Genomic DNA, 17,238 nt, shown 5'->3' on the forward strand with positions numbered 1-17,238 from the left:
GCGCCCGAATATGGCACTCGGTGGCATCACGCCGATGCAGAAATTGGCGCTTGCCGCATAGCTCCACTTTTGGCGTCCGCTGAAAGCGGGGGGATTACCCTCGTCACGGCGGTGCGGGGAGCCGTGCGATAACAACCACCTAATGGGGTCAGGTTCGCCTTCCCGAGATGCTAGCTAACAGGATCAGTGGCTAGCGGGGTCGGAGCCTCTTCCCGTCAGACGCTTCCAACTAAGGCTTACATGGAACGGAAGCCCGACATTCACAGCGCTAGAAGCAGAAAGAGGGGCAGTTTCATTTAATTGATTCCCGTAAATGCATCTGGCTCCTTTGTCTGTATAAGCTCCCGAGGGCTCGATATGCCTGGGTCTGCCGCCATGGACCAAGGGAGCGGGTCTGCAGATAACAGCTAGCTATCGAGTCATGTTCTTCTTACGAGAGCCGAGAACCGAACCTGACCATGTTTGCCGTTTTTAGATACAGGGGAAAAAAATGAAGGGATATCTACCGTTGGTCGCGTGCCTGCTGGGCCTTGCCGGATGCGCTACGACAGTGCCGACGCGGCTCGGCCCGGCCGCAGGCACCGGCCTTGTTTACGCGAGCCTGCCCGGCGAGAACGCCACCGACTCTATTTCGGTGCGAGCAGTGAGCGGTTCCGCGACATACCCTTTGGACGTCGTCTATGAGGGCGGTTCACACGTCGTGGAGAGCTGGCTGCCTCCAGGCGACTACAAATTGGATCGTTGGGATGGCCTGGCGTTCGGCGACTACACGTCTTTCCATGTCGAAGCCGGACGGATCACGGACCTCGGTGCGCTAGTGCCGATGGCGATCGGTGATTACAAGTTCGTTGTGCTTCCGATCCGTCCGACCGTAGGCGATAGCTCCCTACAAGCGGTCCAGGCCGAATTCGCCTCACATCTTCACGATGCTCCTATCGAATGGCGGCCTACGGCGCCACCACACGCCATCCAGCGACCACAGCCCTCCACCGGACTTGGCCTCATCGCCGACCTGATGATGGCGTACCAGAGGAAGGTGAATCGCGCGCCGCTGCGCCAGCAACTGGCAGGGGCGAAATCCAGTCAGGCCTTTTTCGATCTGGCTAAGGCGTCCGTTCCCCCGACAACACAGACCGCACTGACAGACGCTAAGGGCGACTTGTTATACGGAGCCGACCTTGGCCAGATCCGGGTTCGGCATCCCGATGCGTCCTGGACATCGATCGATTCGGGTGTGCTCGCCACCGTTACGGCGCTTGCGCGTCGGGATGACCTGCTCGTGGCCGGGTATGACAACGGGTGGATCCGTGCAAGCGCGGATGGAGGAAAGACCTGGAGCGCGGCAGCCACGCTGGCTAGCGAGGAGCCGGTGATCGATATCAGCTGGAGCGGCAAGCGCTGGCTCGCCACCACGTTCGGAGCCAGCAAGGCCGTCAACGTGTACGCGAGCGTTGGAGACGCGTTCGGCACGTTCGCGCGGATTCACCAGGCATTCGCGCGGTGGGGATTCCACATTCGTGGGCAGCTGACGCAAGACGCGTATTACGTCAACGCGGATCCCGATCTTTACCGCCTCGATCTGGAATCCATGCAATGGAACAAGGTCCCCACGCCCACTGACGTGGATGGCTTCAATGTCAGTCCCAACGGCGATCTGCTGACTGTGTTCCATGCGAAGGGCATCTTTTCAAAGCTCTACCTTTCCACCGACAAGGGCGCGTCCTGGAAACAGTACAAGGCTCCCCCGCTGGTGATCGACGATATGAAATTTTCCGATCCCACCCACGGCTTGGCTGTGCGAGTGCGGCCGAACGCTTTCTCCGTCACCGTTATGTTGCTGCGGTATCAGCCGGGAGCCGATGAGTGGTCCTTGCTTACCCAGCCACCCGAGGAATGCGAACACATGATTGATGACGCGAACGGCCAGCCCGCGTTTTGCATTGCGCGCGGCGGTGCAGTCCTAGGCCAGGATGCGGGCAAGTGGCGAATCGAGTCGGCAGCCTATTAGGATGTGTCAGGGCACAGCTAACGGGGGCAGGTTCACTTACCGCAAGCTACCCGGGGCGATAAGACCCGTGTCGCCTCTTCGGGCGACGGGTGCTCGTTCGTCACGAAGCGCGGCAGGCCGGGGCAGTAGGCTGCTTCTCCGATTGCCTCGTTTGCGCCCCCATGCTGACCAGCCTTCGCACCTCCACGTCGCTGCTGCTGAGCACCTTGTTCCTGCTGATGGGCGTCGGCCTGCTCCACTCGCACATCGCGCTGGAGGGACGGGCGCTGGATTTCTCGGTGGCGATGATCGGCTTGCTGACGTCGGGGTACTACACCGGCTTCCTGGTCGGCACCTATACGGTGCCGCGGCTCACCCACCGCATCGGCCACATTCGCGCATTCGCATTCTGTACGGCACTGGTGACCCTGGTGGTGCTGGTGCAGGCGCTCGTGCCGGCGTACGGCGTGTGGCTGGTGCTGCGCCTGCTGCAGGGGCTGTTGCTGGTGGGCCTGTACGCGATCATCGAGAGCTGGTTGAACGCCGCGGCCGATCCGGCGCATCGAAGCTCGATCTTCGCCATCTACATGATGGTGAACCTTGGCGCGACCGCTGCCGCCCAGCAGTTCCTGCGCATCCGCGGTGACGGCTTCGTGCTGTTCTGCGTGGTGGCGATCCTCGTGTGCGCCGCCAGCCTGCCCGTGGTGACGAGCCGTCAGCCGCAGCCCCAGATGCGCTCGGTGCCGCGGGTCCGGATCGGGCACCTGTTCCGGCTGGCGCCAACCGCGCTGGTCAGCGCACTCCTTTCCGGCCTGGCGATGGGTGCGTTCTGGGGGCTGTTGCCTGTGTATGCCGCGGCGCGTGGTCTGAGCGCCGGGGGCATCGGCACCTACGTGAGCGTGGGCGTGGCGGGGGGCGTGGTGTTGCAATGGCCGCTGGGCCGGTTTTCCGATCGCATCGATCGGCGCCTCGCGCTGTCGCTGATCAGTGCGGTGGCCGGGCTGGCCGCGCTGACCAACCTGCTGCTGATCGATCCCGGCGGTGGCGCGGCGATGGCGGTGATCTTCGCCTTCGGCGGCATGAGCCTGACCTTGTATCCGATCGCCGTGGCGCACCTGGTCGACTACGTGCATCGCGACGAGCTGATGTCCGCGTCGAGTACGGTGTTGCTGGTCAACGGCGTCGGCTCGGCGCTCGGACCCTTGCTGGCCGGGTCGCTCATGAGCCTGCTCGGGCCCAAATTGCTGTTCGTCTGGTTTGCCATCCTCGATGGAACGCTTGCCGCCTATGCGTTCCATCGCTTCACCCACCGCAAGCGCGAAGTGACGCCGGACGACAACTTCGTGCCGCTGGTGAACACGGGCGCCAGCTCGCTTGAGCTGCATTCCCAGAAATAAGGGGAGGCGAGGCAATCCCCTCGTTGGCAAGAACGCCTAATGACTGGCGTGACCGGAGGCAGCGCCGTGCGTCGACTGCTGCAGCTGATGAGCGAACACGTCAGCCGCCCGCAGGGCCTGTTCTTCGGTCTCGAAGGGCTGGTCGGCGCATTCCGGCGGGTGCTCTGCGATCTGGACGACGATGTTGTACTCGCCATCATTGACCTTGCAGAGCCACGCGATGTACGGGCCCAGCTCGGTGTACCGGTCGCATCTGTGGGTGCTCATGTCGTCGCCCCATGCTGTTCGGTGCATTCATGGTCGCGCCGCGCTCTGGCGACAGCAAGCGCGGCAATGGGCTGAAACGGGGTGCGACGAACAGTGGAGGAGTAAAGGTGCAAGGGACAATGCCCGCCCCTCGGAAATCAGCCTGGGCCATCCCGCTTTCTGAGGGGGAGAACATGAAGCATCTGATGCGCGGACGTGAAGCCTCCGTGACGACGTTTCCACATTCGGGCTGGTAGCGTCTGCTCCGTGTCCGACTTCCACACCGCGCGTTGCCTGACGCGATGGGGCTATGAGACAAGGGGTATATGACGAAACCTGAGGCTGTGCTCCCCGAAGAAACCTTCCTCGCGGGCGGCGGGAACATAGGCGCCCTGATGCGCGCCCACGATTGGTCGGAGTCCCCCTTGGGACCACCAGCGGGTTGGCCGCAATCCCTTCGTTCCGTCGTCGGTCTGCTGCTGGGCTCGAAGTTCCCCATGTTCGTCGCCTGGGGGCCGCAGCTCTGCTACCTCTACAACGATTCGTACGCGGAAATTCTCGGCGCCAAACACCCACGGGCGCTCGGTGCCCCCTTCTTCGACATCTGGTCGGAAATCTGGCCGGACATTGCTCCGCTCATCGAGGCCACGCTGGCAGGCCAATCGATCTACCGGGAAAACCTGCCGCTGCTGATGAACCGCAAGGGCTACCCGGAGGCCACGTGGTTCACGTTCGCCTATTCGCCGCTACGCGACGAAAGCGGCCAGGTGGCCGGCTTGTTCTGCGCGGTGGCCGAAGCGACCGACCTGGTGCTGGCGGAGCGGCGTAAGAGTTTCCTGGTGCGGCTCGAGCGTCTCCTGGCGGGCCTGGCGGATACCCTAGGCCATCAAGGAGGCGGCAGTGGAGGCGTTGGGTGGCTACCTGCACGCCAGCCGCGTGGACTACGGCGAAGTGACCCTGGGCACCAGGCTGGCGTGGCAGGCCGGCTATACCAGCGGGCTGGCGCCTGGCGAGGCACCCTTGGCGGCGAAGGATCTGGGCACCGGCGATCTCATCCGGCTGCGCCAAGGCCTGAGTGTCGTTTCCAGAGAGATGGATGGCGCCACCGGGCCGCTTGGGGACGAGCGCCCACCCAGGGATGCTTTCGCCTGGGTACCCATCGTGCGTGACGGCCACTGGGTCGCCGTGTTGTACGTGCAATCCGGTGGTGCGCATCACTGGCTGCCCGAGGATGTCGCCCTCTTGGAGGACGTCGCCGGCCGCATCTGGTCGGCGGCCGAACAGGCCGAGACCGAAACGGCACTGCGCAAGAGCGAGCAGCGCTTCCGGGCCCTGATGACCGCCGGCACGTATGCGGTGTACCGCATGAACCCCGATTGGACGCAATTGCGGCAACTGGAAGGCATGGGCTTCCTGGCGGACACCAACGAACCCAGTGAGGCCTGGCTGGATGCATACGTGCATCCGGATGATCAGCGGCTCGTGATGCAGGCCGTCAGGGAGGCGTCGGCCAAAAGGCACATGTATGAGCTGGAGCATCGGGTCCGATTGGCCGACGGCACGTATGGTTGGACTCACTCGCGAGCGGTGCCCATCTTTGATGACGCGGGCCACATCGTGGAATGGTTCGGTACCGCCAGCGATGTGACCGAGCGCCGGCGCGGTGAGGAGGCGCTCAAGCAACTGACGGCCGAGCTGGAGGAGCGAGTGGCCAAGGCGGTCGAGGAGCGCCAGGCCGCCCTTGCCCAGGTGCACGAATGCAGAAGCTGGAAACGCTCGGGCAGCTGACGGGCGGTGTTGCACACGACTTCAACAACCTCCTCACTCCCATCGTGGGCGCGCTGGACATGCTCTCGCACCGATTGCAGGGCGACGAGCGCGCCAGGCGGTTGACCGCCGGTGGCCTGCAGGCGGCCGAGCGGGCGCGGGTGTTGATCCAACGCCTCCTGGCCTTCTCGCGGCGCCAGCATCTGGCGCCCCGGGCGGTGGACGTGGGCCACCTCCTGGAAGGGATGGGCGATCTGGTCGCGCGTTCCATCGGCCCCCAAATCCGCTTGTTTGTTCAATGCCCGGGCGGTCTGCCGGCGGCGATGGTCGATCCCAACCAGTTGGAGCTGGCGTTGCTCAACCTGGCGATCAATGCGCGCGATGCCATGCCCCAGGGCGGCGAGCTGGCGATCATCGCATCGAGCGAGGGGCTGCATGGGCACCCCAAGCTGCCCAACGGCCGCTACCTCAAGATAGCGGTGACGGATACCGGAGTCGGGATGGATGAAACGACCGTCAAGCGCGCGGTCGAGCCGTTTTTCACGACGAAGGGGATCGGGCGGGGGACGGGCCTGGGCCTCTCGTCGGTCCATGGCCTGGCCGTCCAGTCGGGAGGGGACTTCACGTTGGAGAGTGCCCCTGGTTGCGGCACCACCGCCACCTTGTGGCTGCCCACCTCGAAGCAGCGCGTGTCGGATATGGACGCGGCCATCCACGTCGCCGCGCCAAGGCCCCGGGGATCGGCCATCGTGCTGCTGGTCGACGACGAGGAACTGGTGCGTGCCGGCACCGCGGAGATGCTGGCCGATGCGGGATATACGGTCAGAGAGGCCCCGGCCGGATACGTAGCCCTGCAACAGGCGAAAAGTGGCGTCGCCTTTGATGTTCTCGTGACCGACTACGCCATGCCGGGAATGACTGGCGCCGAACTGGCCCGCCAGATGCGCCTGCTTCGGCCTGGCCTGCCGATCCTGATGATCACGGGTTATGCCGCCCTTACCGACCAGGAGGCTGGCGGATGGCCCCGCCTGGCCAAACCGTTCAAGCAGATCGAGCTTGCCGACGCCCTGTCTGCCCTGCTGAATCAGGGCAAGGTCATTCCCTTGCACACGGCGGCTGCCCGCGCGCGCACGGCTGAATAGCGCCACCGAGGTTTCAGGCAGAAGCCTGAGGCTTGGTATCGGCCATGCGATACCCCTTCGCGGACATGGCCGCAGAAACGGCAACGGCGACGCGACGGCTGGCCGTAGAGCGAACAGCTCCACGGGATACATGGGCGCCGCCAGTGGCACGCTGCCTCTGCGCCGACGCACGCGCGGTTGCCTCCGCGCTGGCGCTTCGCCAAAGTGCGTGATGCTCCGACCCATCGGAGCCGTGGCCGACACGGATACGCGGCCGGCCCATGTCTGCCGCCGTGCCGTCAGGAGCTTGCCGGTGCGGCCCGTTGGGGGAAGACCATGAAGACGCGTCGCGATTTCCTGACCCAGGCGCCGCTCGGCGTGCTGGGTGCGGTGGTGGCCGGCCGCGCGGTGGCGCAGACCGGGGCAGCGCCGGCCCAGAGCACGCCGCCGCCCGGCTCGCCGGGGGCCTTCAACACCGCGCCGCCGGTGGGGCCGAAGCTGACCACGGCCACCTTCGCCGAGGCCGAGAAGCTGGTGCAGGTGACCATGACCGAGGCGCAGCGGCAGATGGCCGTGGCCAACTGGCCCACCTCCATGGCCGCGCTGCTGGAACGCCGCACCGGGCCACGCAAGGTGACGCTGGAAGAAGGGCTGGCGCCGGCCACCACCTGGTTCCCAGCGATGGGGCGCACGCACGTCGGCCCCGCGCACGACCGCTTCGTGCCGGCCAAGCTGCCGCTCGCGCCGCTGCCGGCCAGGGACGAGGACATCGCCTTCGCGTCCGTGGCGCAGCTCGGCGCCTGGATCCGCACGCGCAAGCTCACGTCGACGCGGCTGACCAAGATCTACCTCGACCGCATCAAGCGCTACGACCCGCAACTGCGCTGCGTGATCACGCTGTGCGAAGAGCACGCGCTGGCGCAGGCGGCGCAGGCCGACAAGGAGATCGCCGCCGGCCGTTACCGCGGCCCGCTGCACGGCATCCCGTGGGGCGCCAAGGACCTGCTCGACACCGCCGGCATCGCCACCACCTACGGCGCCGAGCCGTTCCGCCACCGTGTGCCCAAGGACGACGCGGCGGTGGTGCGCATGCTCGACCAGGCCGGCGCAGTGCTGGTCGCCAAGCTGAGCCTGGGCGCACTGGCGCTCAACGACATCTGGTTCGGCGGGCAGACCATGAACCCGTGGCTGCTGCAGGAAGGCGCCTCCGGCTCCAGTGCCGGTCCGGCCGCGGCCACCGCCGCCGGCCTGGTCGCGTTCGCGATGGGCAGCGAGACGCAGGGCAGCATCATCAGCCCGTGCATGCGTTGCGGCACCACCGGCCTGCGCCCGACCTACGGCCGCGTGCCGCGCACCGGCGCGATGACGCTGTGCTGGACGATGGACAAGCTGGGGCCGATCGCCCGCTCGGTGGAGGACACCCTGCTGGTACTGCGCGCCATCAGCGCTCCGGACGCCGGCGACACCGCCAGCGTGCCGGCACACCTGGACTACGAGGCCGCGGCCCCGATCAAGGGCCTGAAAGTCGGCTACTTCCCCGGCTGGATGAAGGAGGCGCCGGCCACCGAGCTGGACCGCGCCGCGCTCGAGCAGCTGCGCGCGCTCGGCCTGGTGCCGACTGCCGTGTCGCTGCCGGATTGGCCCTACGACGACCTCAACCTGCTGCTGTTCGCAGAATCGGCCGCGGCGTTCGAGGAACTCACGCTTTCCGGCGCCGCCGACCGGATGCGCGAGCAGACCCCGGATGCCTGGCCGAACCTGTTCCGTGAATCACGCTTCCTCTCCGCGGTGGATTTCGTGCAGGCCGATCGCCTGCGCCGCAAGGTGGCGACCGAAATGGCACGCGTGATGGGCGAGGTCGACCTGCTGCTGGTGCCCTCGCTGCGCGACGAGATGCTGGTGATCTCCAACATGACCGGCCATCCCTCGCTCACCTTGCGCACCGGCTTCGTCGAGGTGAGCCAGGTGCGCAGCGACTGGGCGCCCAACCCGGCACACCCGCGCCCGATGCTGCCCAGGCCGCACCGCGTGCCCTACGGCGTCACGCTGATCGGCCGGCTGTTCGAGGAGGGCACGCTGGGCCGTGTCGGCCGCGCGCTGGAGGCGAAGGCCGGGGTGGCGCGGGAGCGGCCGCCAGGGTTCTGACCGAGTCGCACCAGGGAGGGCGCGGCAGCTGCCGCAACAGCAGGGCGCCAGGCGGCACGGCTCCGGCCACGGAAGCGATATGAGCTAGCGTAGTGAGCTCAAGCCTACAGGAGTCGCGCGTGCCACCCATCTTCGCCAAGCTCAACCTGAAGAACCAGACAGAGATCGTCGTGGTCGATGCGCCACCGACGTTCGAGTCGGAACTGCAGGCGCTGACCGGCGTGGCCGTCGTGCGCGATCCGGCCAGGCCCGCCACGATCAGTTTCGCGCTGGCCTTCGTGACCACGCAGAGCGAGCTCGATGCCCTGTCTGCGCTGCTCGCGGACAAGGCCGAGGGCGATGCGGTGCTGTGGTTCGCCTACCCCAAGAAGGCTTCCAGGCGCTACCGCTGCGAGTTCAACCGCGACACGGGCTGGGACGTCATCCGCGCCAAGGGTTTCGACAGCGTGCGCCAGGTCGCGATCGACGACGACTGGTCCGCCCTGCGCTTTCGCCGGGTCGACTACATCGGGCGCGCACCGTCGAAAGAATAGTTTCCACGTTTGACGCAGAGGACCCGACCGTCCGGGGGACGTGCCAGCCGGCGAGTGGCTCCGCGTTCTTGAATTGAGACGCAGTGCAGTGCAAAGTTGCGCAGGGGGACCGGGTGGCGGGCTACAAGCCGTCCGGAAAGGATTGGCAATCAGGGGAGATGCCATGCCAAGGATGGTGAGGACGGCTGCTCGTCGTGGTCGCGTGCGCGCTGCAAGGGTGTGCCACGGGATACGGCAAGCGCGGCATCACCGGCGGCTACAGCGAGCGTCGGATCGACGATACGCACTATGACGTGCGCTTCGATGGCAACGGCTACGCATCCAGCGACCGGGTCTGGTACTTCTGGATCTTCCGTTGCGCCCAGTTGACCGCGTCGCGCGGCTACACCTACTTCACGGTCAGCCCGGATGCCCGGCCGACCAACAGCAGCTTCGACCAGGATGGGCGCGCACGGCTGCAACCGATGGTCCTGACCGATCGCGATGGCGCCAGCGCCATCCCGGTCGCGGGTGGATTCATCTACATCCCGGGTGGCACCGTGTCCACCTGGCATGCGGCGGGTGTCGTCGCGATGTACAACGATCATCTCCCCGAGGACAGGCCCTTCCTCAAGGCCTCGGTCGTGATCGACCAGCTGACCCGCTACGTGCAGACCAGTGGCAAGGTGCCCGTTCCCTCACGTAAAGCGCTTCTGCGCGAGGCCGCCTATGTGGTCGGCCCTGGGCACGCGATCGTCAAGTTCGATGCCTACCTTTTCAGCCATCCGATCAAGCCCCGAACGCAGGCGCCTTTGCCGTACGCGCCGCTAGCGCCACCGTCACCTCCGCCGCCCCTGCGGGACGCGCCATGGGGCATTTGACGCAGCAGGCTGACGACCAGGAGCGAACACCTGCGCAAGATTCGTCGCATGAGGTCCGCATCGTGCGACAGGGAGCGGTCGCTCGAAGCGGCCGCATTTTTGGTAGTGGAACCGAGGGGAAACAGAAATGCGTTTGATTCGATGGAGCGTAGGGCTGCTGCTGCTTGCAGGGCTGGCGGGGTGCCAGTCGTCGCTGATGACGAAGGCGGGGGGGCGGAGCCGAAGCCGGCACCGGGCAAGGCCTTGGTCGTGTTCATGCGCCCCTCCTCGCTGGGCGGCGCCATCCAGTCGTCGGTGTACGACACCGGTGACAAGGACAAGTTCATCGGCATCGTCTCGACCAAGACGAAGATCGCCTACCAGGCCGATCCCGGCGATCACTTGTTCATGGTGGTGGCGGAAAATGCCGACTTCATGGTGGCTCATCTGGACGCCGGGAAGACCTACTACACGTTGGTGAGCCCGCGCCTGGGCGTGTGGAAGGCGCGCTTCTCGCTGCTGCCCATCCATAACCGGCCCGACGCGAAGTACGGCACGCAATCGAGCGATTTCCGCCAGTGGATGGCCAAGACCGACTGGGTCACGGTAACGCCGGCAGCGGAACAGTGGTACAGCGAGCACGAGGCGGACATCCGTGCCAAGAAGCTCGACTACCTGCGCCGGTGGAACACCGCCGACGCCCAGCAGCGCGCGGAGCTCACCCTTCCGGCGGACGACGGAATCTGAACCCGCAGGGATGCGGGCCCGGTCTGCCGCTATACGGGCCCTGGCATGCCATCCGGACGTGACCAGGCGTGCGCCGGCACCGGGCCGGAGCGTCTTTGCCTGGTGTGAAATGGCGGGGGCGACCGGCAGGTCGCCGCCGCTTTCGACCGACATTGTTGTCATTGAGGACGGTGCGGGCCCTGCGGTGTCGGTGGCATGCCGAGCAGGTCACTCAGGCGGGCGTTCACCGAAGGCCATTCCTCGCGCAGGATGCTGTAGAAGGCCGTGTCCCTGGGGAGCCGTTGGGCTCGATCGTGTCCTGCCGCAGGACACCTTCGAAGACCGCACCGATCTTTTCCAGGGCGCGGCGTGAGCGTCCGTTGTCGGCCTTGGCCCGGAACTGGACGCGGTTGGCGGCCAGCTTTTCGAAGCAGTAGGCGAGCAGCAGCTGCTTGCATCCGGCGTTGATGCCCTGGCCCCAGCACTCGCGCGCGAGCCAGGTCACGCCGATCTCGAGCTTCCTGGCGTTGGGTTGAATGTCCAGAAGGCGGGTGGTGCCGACGATCCGGCCGCTGCCGGCAAGGCGCACCACGAACGGGTAGGTCTTGCCCAGGCGTCGCTCGTGCAGGGCGGTTTCGAAACTGGGGTAGAAGAGCGCGGGATCGGAATAATCCACGGAGGTCAGCCGCCAGAGGCCGGGATCGCGGGCGACCTCGAACAACTCGGGCAGTGCGTCTTCCTCGAGCGGCCACGGTTCGGCCAGCGGCCCCTGAGGATCAGTGGATGGTCGAACCAGGACATGTCGGGACGCATCCGTCGTGCAGGGAAGGCGCTGCATTGCATACGCGCAAACGGGCTTTCCGGGGGCAATTCGGGCGCCTCGCCCGCTTTCCTGCGGAAAAGCGAGGGCAGGCCGAAGGTGCGCTTCGGCGCCGTCGGTCGATCGCCCGGTCCGGCGGGACATGGGCCCTCCGTCCGACCAGGCGAGGGGGCAGGACGCCCCGCCAGTGGCCGCGATCGCGGCATGACCTGCCAGGTCATTGCAGCGCTTGTCGCGCCGCCCGATCATGCTCGCCCCCACCCATCGCAAAGGATCGCCGCCGTCACAGGCAGGTGCGTGCAGCCGAGAGGCCGAGGCTGCCACCTGGGCGGTGGATCCGATCCCCCAAGGAGTCCTCATGAGTGCACGAGAGAAAGCCGAACAATTTGCCGCGCTCCACGTACGCGGCAGGCCGCTGGTGCTGTGCAATGCCTGGGACGCGGGCAGTGCGCGCGCCGTCGCCGATGCCGGTGCGAGCGCCATCGCGACCAGCAGTTGGTCGGTCGCCGCCGCGCAGGGTTACGCCGATGGCGAGAAGCTGCCGCTGGATGTCGCCCTGCAGGTGTACGAGCGCATCGCGATGGCCACGAGGCTTCCGCTGACCGTGGACTTCGAGAGCGGTTACGCCACCGAGCCCGAGCGCGTGGCCGAGCACCTTGGCGGGCTGCTCGACATCGGCGTGGCGGGCATCAACTTCGAGGACCGCGCTGCGGCAGGCGGTCTCCACGCGATCGCGCAGCAACAGGCGCGCCTTCGCGCGATCCGGGCGCGCGCCGACGCTGCCGGCCTGCCGCTGTTCGTCAATGCCCGCACCGACCTGTTCCTGCAGTCGCCGGCGGCGGAACACGCCGGCCTGCTGCCTGCAGCCATCGAGCGGGCCGCCGCCTACGCCGAGGCGGGTGCGAGTGGCTTCTTCGTACCCGGCCTGGTGGCCGAAGAGCTCATCGCGGAACTGTGCGCAGGCGTGGCGCTCCCCGTGAACGTGATGGTGATGCCGATGCTGCCGTCCGCTGCCCGGCTGGCCCAGCTCGGGGTGGCACGCATCAGCCATGGGCCGGCGCCGTACCTGCGCGTCATGGAGGCCTTGCGCGGGTACGCGGCGGATTGCTGCGCGGTGGCCGGTTGAGGCGGAAGGCCGTGCCTTGATCGCAGGGCGCGAGCGCGGGTCCCGCCACGCTCAGGCCAGCGCCTCCTCGAGCTCCCGACCGTGGCATCGCCGGTAGTGCGATCCGCTGCCGCAGGGGCAGGGGTCGTCCTCGCGCAGGCCGGCATGGATCGAACGCCCGAGGAAGCGCTGCACCTGCCGCCAGGGGGCGATCTGTTCCTCGGGCACCCAGACCCGGCCGTGTCGTGTGGCGCACCCGCTGTGCGCCGCGACCTGCACGATGGCCCCACTGACGCGGATGAAATGCTCGATGAGCTGGTCTTCGTGCAGCGCCATGCGCACGTTGTCGACCACGGTGCCATCGTGACGGCGGCGCTCGTCCGGTACGAACAGCACCTGGGTTTCGCCGTGCGGCTTGGGGGTGATCTCCACCATCTCGCCCTCGGGTGACAGCCAGACGGCATGGAACTCGGCTTCCACCATCACGCGTGGCCACTCCCAGAGCTGCCAGCCGCAAAGCATGCGGCCGCCGTCGCGAGCACGCTTGGCGCGCACGTTGGAAAAGCACTCGTTGACCGTCGCGCCGGGTTCGGGCCGGACGCGCAGGTAGCGCGCCTGGCCACCCGGCGTGACGGTGTCGATCAACCGGCGCACGGCCGGGCCGATCCGGGCAGGTGTCGTCGTCGTGTACATCGCCTCCTCGCTCGGTGTCGCCCGCCGTCCGAGCGCATGGGGCCGGACGGAAATGCGGGCGTGCGGGGCTGCCGGATGCAGCCCGTCGGTGGGTCGTTGCGTGTGGTCGTCCCGATGCCGCCATGGCGACGTCGCGACCACGGGTCGGAGCCAACGTGTCGCCCGCCGTCGTGCGGCATCGATCACGCGGCGACCGCAGAGGATGCCGCGGCCTTTGCGAAGAGGGCATCTAAGCAGGGCCGCGCCTGGCCATGCGCAGCGGAAGGGAAGCCGGGCCCGCCCGTGGTCGGGCCTCCGAGCCGCGTAGCGCTGCGGTACCGGTCGGGTTCTCGACGCGCGGCTCCGGCCAGGTGTTCTTGCCCATGTGTTCGTCTTGTGCGTCAGCTCTCATTTTGCCGGGGCTCGCCTCACGACTCCTTCACCGCGGCGGATGGTTGACTAGCCGCGGATTCAAGGACGCCCGCAGGGCGCTTCAGGGACAGGCCACGGCAGGTGGCCATACGCATGCAGGGGGCATCGCGTGATGAAGCATGCATGGCAGGGAGAGGACCTCGTCCGGGCCGTCCCGCTCGACCCTGCGCCCCATTCCCCGCTTCCTTCATCCACGGGCGCCCCGCTCGTGTGGAACCGTCTTGCGTCGCGACGCATCACCGCAGTTGCGCTCACTGCGGTGACGCACGTGTGTCATGAGCGCAATCCACTCACCCAAGGAGTACGCACATGGAAACCGAAAACATCGTGGCAGGCTGGTTGAAGGGTTCCGACAGCGTCAACGGCTACGCCAATCCGGCCGGCCCGCTCTACACCGAAGGTCACGAGGTGACGATCGCCGCCGTGACGAACACCGACATCGCGCTGCTGACCAACTGCAGCTCCTGCACGGCTTCGCGTCCGGTGCTCTGCTGTTGATCTGACTTCGCCGCAGCCGTGGCGCGCCACGGCTGCGGACGAGCTCACCCCCTCATTGCCGGGTATCGAGCATGAACGACGAGCCGTCGAACGATACGTTCCTCACCATCATCGACGTCCTGACCCTGGACGCCAGGCGGTCCGTGACCGACAGGCTTCTGTCGCTGCCGGGCCTGGGTGCCGACGAGCGCTCCGTCCTCGTCGAGGAGGCGATCCGCGCGTTGCGCGAAAGCGCGCAGCGCAAACTCAACCGGGTCCTCCTGCTCGAGCTGCACGCGGCCAAGCTGGCCGGGCAGCTCACCGCGGCGGACGAAAAGGACAAGTTCGCCCAGTTCCTCGATCTGGCCACGTGCGAGGCCTTCAGGGACGGGCTACGGCGGCGTTACCCCGTGCTGGAGGCCCGGCTCGGGCGAGCGCTGGCGCAACAGGGCGACGCCGTCGTCCGGTTGGCCGGGCGCATCGCCTGCGATCGCGACGCGCTTCGTGGATTGATGGGCGGGCGGCCCGCCGGCGCCCTGCGCGCCGTCAGTCTGGGCGAGGGCGACGTGCATGATGGCGGCCAGACGGTGGCGCAACTCGACTTCGATGGCGGCAAGGTCATGTACAAGCCACGCTCGCTGCGCATCGATGCGGCGCTGCAGGCATTCCTCGGGCATCTCTTCCCGGGCGTGGAGCATGCCATCCGCGTACCCGCGGTGCTGGACCGCGGCGCATATGGCTGGACCGCGTTCGCCGACCACCGCTATTGCGCGGACGAGGGCGAGCTGAAGCTCTTCTACCGCAACATCGGGCACTGGCTCGCGGTGATGCGCCTGCTCGGCGGCACCGACATCCACCACGAGAACCTGATCGCCTCGGGGCCGGTGCCGTACGTGGTGGATGTGGAAAGCCTGTTCGTTCCCGACCCGCCCGCCAGGCCCTCCGGGCTGGGGCAGGCGGTGGACCTGGCCGAGGCGATGATCCGTTCGTCGGTGCTGCGCACCGGGCTGGTGCCGTTCCGCGCGCCGGTACTGGGCCTGGACGGCGTCGACATCTCCGCCATCGGCGCGCTGCCGGGCGAGCAGCCGAAGATCCGCGTGCCCGAGATCCTGCAGCACGGCACCGCCGAGGCGCGCTTCGGCCTGGTCAGTGTCGATATCGGCACGGCAAGGAACCACCCGTGCGAAAACCCGAACATCTCGCGGTTCTGGTCCGACATCGTGGGGGGGTTCCTGGAGCTCACCGAGCGCTTTGCGGCGATGGATCGCGAGGGAGTGCTCGCGCCGCGGCTCCAAGTGTTTCTCGGCTGCCGCATCCGGCGCATCCGCCGCGCCACGCAGATCTATGTCGAGATCATGCGCATGCTGTGGCATCCGGCCTCGCTGCACGACGAGGTGGCCGCAATCGAGCGGGCGCGCGACCTGTTGGAGAAGAATTCGGCCGTATCCCTGGTCGCACCGACGGAGCCGGCGGCGATCGCTGCCGAGATCGACGACATGCGCTACGGCGACATCCCCGTGTTCGCCAATACCCTCGACCAAAAGCAGCTCGACGAGGTGTTCCAGGCGTGGCGCGCGATGCGGCCGGATCTGGAGGAACTCACGATCCGCGGTGCGCTGGTCACCGCCCACCTCAACGCGCGCCTTAACGACGACAAGCGCTCGCCTTACGACCTCAAGCCGCGACACCCCAGCGCGGCCAACCTGGACCGCCGCCGGCGCGCGATGGCAGCGTTGACGCTGCGAGAGCTGCTGCAGCTCTCCGTGCGGGGGAGCGACGGCACGATGACCTGGATCAGCCCCATCCTGGGGCGTGGCGGCTGGGCCATGCGCAGCCTGCAGGCCAACCTCTACGTGGGTTTGAGCGGCATCGCGATCGCTTTGGCCGGCTACCTGCATGAAATGCGGCAGGGCCGCGCCGACCCGGTGGAGGGTGTGGAGGAGGCGCTGCGCGGCGTGCTCGGGGTCTGGCGTCGTACGGAAGAGGCACGCCCAGCCGAGGCGGTGGGCGGCTTCATCGGACTGGGCGCGCAGATCCTTGCCTGGCTGACGCTGCATGCGCTCCAGCCACAGGCCGATCATCTCGCCATGGCGCTGCGGCAGGGGCATGTGCTGGCGCGTTGGAATCTCGACGAGGAGCGCGTCCTCGACATCCTGGAAGGCGTGGCCGGTGCGATCGTGCCCGTGCTCCAGCTCGCCGAGGTGACGGGCGACGCGCGCTGGTTGGACCTGGCAGTGGAGGCGGGCCGACGGCTGGAACGGGCTGCGATCGTCGATGCACGCGGTGCGCGCTGGCCCGCCTCGGTGTTCGACGAACCGATCGGCGGATTCGCCCACGGCGCTACCGGCATCGGCTGGGCGTTGACCCGCCTGGCAATGAGCGCGGCGGGCAGCCCCGCCGACCGCGCCCGCTGGCTGGCCTTGGGCGAGCGGGCGTTCGAGTTCGAGGACTCGCTCTATCGCCCCGAGTTCGGCAACTGGGTCGACGTGCGCAAGCCGGAGAGCCGCGACTTCCCCAACACCTGGTGCCACGGCAGCGTGGGCATCGGCCTGGCTGCCTGCGATCTCTACACGCGCACCGGCGACGAGCGCCACCTGGGCACCTTGCGCCGCGCCGTGCAGGCGGCACGGCGCGGCGGCTGGGGTTACAGCCACACGCTGTGCCACGGCGACCTGAGCATGTGGGAGCTGATGATGCGCGCGAGTGCGGTCGCGCCCGACCTGCGGCCGGCCGATGCCCTGCCCGACAGCGCCTTGATCCTGTCGAGCATCGAGGAGCACGGCATTGTCGGCGGCCTGGCGAGGGATGCCTTCACGCCAGGGTTCATGAGTGGCATTTCCGGATCCATCCACCAGCTCCTGCGCATGCATCCGGATTGCCGTATTCCCTCACCTCTGCTGATGGAGTGCCGCCTGGACGAGTACCCGAGGAGCCAGGCGTTCGAAGCCGAGCTCCTGACCGCCTAGCCGCC

General features: G+C 67.3%; 14 protein-coding genes and 1 pseudogene. 12 read left to right on the plus strand and 3 right to left on the minus strand.

The window, feature by feature from the left end; translation table 11 throughout:
* Window positions 1-490 precede the first annotated feature (490 nt).
* Together WAT24_RS13690 and WAT24_RS13695 are read left to right on the plus strand one after the other, a co-directional pair.
* Window positions 491-2,008 (plus strand): beta propeller repeat protein, encoded by a 1,518-nt coding sequence (locus tag WAT24_RS13690; RefSeq protein WP_336808455.1) that lies wholly within the window; start codon window positions 491-493, stop codon window positions 2,006-2,008.
* 161 nt (window positions 2,009-2,169) lie between these two features.
* Window positions 2,170-3,384 (plus strand): MFS transporter, encoded by a 1,215-nt coding sequence (locus WAT24_RS13695; RefSeq protein ID WP_336808456.1) that lies wholly within the window; start codon window positions 2,170-2,172, stop codon window positions 3,382-3,384.
* Window positions 3,385-3,420: 36 nt separating this feature from the next.
* Here WAT24_RS13695 and WAT24_RS13700 read toward each other — a convergent pair whose 3' ends face one another.
* Complete coding sequence (locus WAT24_RS13700) at window positions 3,421-3,651, minus strand: hypothetical protein (protein WP_336808457.1); 231 nt, start codon at window positions 3,649-3,651, stop codon at window positions 3,421-3,423.
* 476 nt (window positions 3,652-4,127) lie between these two features.
* On the opposite strand from WAT24_RS13700, the pseudogene WAT24_RS16555 reads away from it, so the two are divergent.
* The 7 genes and pseudogenes from WAT24_RS16555 to WAT24_RS13730 form a co-directional block, all read left to right on the plus strand.
* A pseudogene (locus tag WAT24_RS16555) lies at window positions 4,128-4,427 on the plus strand (PAS domain-containing protein); the annotation flags it as partial.
* Between the two features lie 103 nt (window positions 4,428-4,530).
* Complete coding sequence (locus WAT24_RS13705) at window positions 4,531-5,418, plus strand: PAS domain-containing protein (protein ID WP_336808458.1); 888 nt, start codon at window positions 4,531-4,533, stop codon at window positions 5,416-5,418.
* Complete coding sequence (locus WAT24_RS13710; RefSeq protein ID WP_336808459.1) at window positions 5,388-6,539, plus strand: response regulator; 1,152 nt, start codon at window positions 5,388-5,390, stop codon at window positions 6,537-6,539. The genes WAT24_RS13705 and WAT24_RS13710 overlap by 31 nt, the downstream gene beginning before the upstream one ends.
* Window positions 6,540-6,854: 315 nt before the next feature.
* Window positions 6,855-8,663 carry an amidase gene (locus WAT24_RS13715; protein ID WP_336808460.1) on the plus strand — a complete coding sequence of 603 codons (1,809 nt, stop codon included), beginning with the start codon at window positions 6,855-6,857 and terminating at the stop codon, window positions 8,661-8,663.
* Between the two features lie 119 nt (window positions 8,664-8,782).
* On the plus strand, window positions 8,783-9,196 hold the full coding sequence (locus WAT24_RS13720) for a hypothetical protein (RefSeq protein ID WP_336808461.1): 414 nt from the start codon (window positions 8,783-8,785) through the stop codon (window positions 9,194-9,196).
* A gap of 194 nt (window positions 9,197-9,390) precedes the next feature.
* The gene (locus tag WAT24_RS13725) at window positions 9,391-10,056 is read left to right on the plus strand and encodes a CC0125/CC1285 family lipoprotein (protein WP_336808462.1); all 666 of its coding nucleotides are present in this window, start codon (window positions 9,391-9,393) and stop codon (window positions 10,054-10,056) included.
* A gap of 249 nt (window positions 10,057-10,305) precedes the next feature.
* A complete protein-coding gene (locus tag WAT24_RS13730; RefSeq protein ID WP_336808463.1) occupies window positions 10,306-10,782 on the plus strand; it encodes a hypothetical protein in 477 nt (158 codons plus the stop codon).
* 223 nt (window positions 10,783-11,005) lie between these two features.
* Here the strand turns inward: WAT24_RS13730 and WAT24_RS13735 are convergent, their stop codons facing one another.
* Window positions 11,006-11,725, minus strand: a complete 720-nt coding sequence (locus WAT24_RS13735) for a GNAT family N-acetyltransferase (RefSeq protein ID WP_336808464.1) — start codon at window positions 11,723-11,725, stop codon at window positions 11,006-11,008.
* 103 nt (window positions 11,726-11,828) lie between these two features.
* On the opposite strand from WAT24_RS13735, the gene WAT24_RS13740 reads away from it, so the two are divergent.
* Window positions 11,829-12,707, plus strand: a complete 879-nt coding sequence (locus WAT24_RS13740) for an isocitrate lyase/PEP mutase family protein (RefSeq protein WP_336808465.1) — start codon at window positions 11,829-11,831, stop codon at window positions 12,705-12,707.
* Between the two features lie 51 nt (window positions 12,708-12,758).
* On the opposite strand, the gene WAT24_RS13745 is transcribed toward WAT24_RS13740, so the two are convergent.
* A complete protein-coding gene (locus WAT24_RS13745; protein WP_336808466.1) occupies window positions 12,759-13,379 on the minus strand; it encodes an SEC-C domain-containing protein in 621 nt (206 codons plus the stop codon).
* A gap of 720 nt (window positions 13,380-14,099) precedes the next feature.
* Here WAT24_RS13745 and WAT24_RS13750 point away from each other — a divergent pair.
* Together WAT24_RS13750 and WAT24_RS13755 are read left to right on the plus strand one after the other, a co-directional pair.
* A complete protein-coding gene (locus tag WAT24_RS13750) occupies window positions 14,100-14,288 on the plus strand; it encodes a DUF6229 family protein (RefSeq protein WP_336808467.1) in 189 nt (62 codons plus the stop codon).
* A 71-nt stretch (window positions 14,289-14,359) separates the two neighbouring features.
* Window positions 14,360-17,233: a type 2 lanthipeptide synthetase LanM family protein gene (locus tag WAT24_RS13755; RefSeq protein ID WP_336808468.1), complete on the plus strand. Its 2,874-nt coding sequence runs from the start codon at window positions 14,360-14,362 to the stop codon at window positions 17,231-17,233.
* The last annotated feature ends 5 nt before the right edge of the window (window positions 17,234-17,238 follow it).

Source organism: Fulvimonas yonginensis, assembly GCF_037137055.1.
GTDB classification, from domain to species: Bacteria; Pseudomonadota; Gammaproteobacteria; order Xanthomonadales; family Rhodanobacteraceae; genus Frateuria_A; species Frateuria_A yonginensis.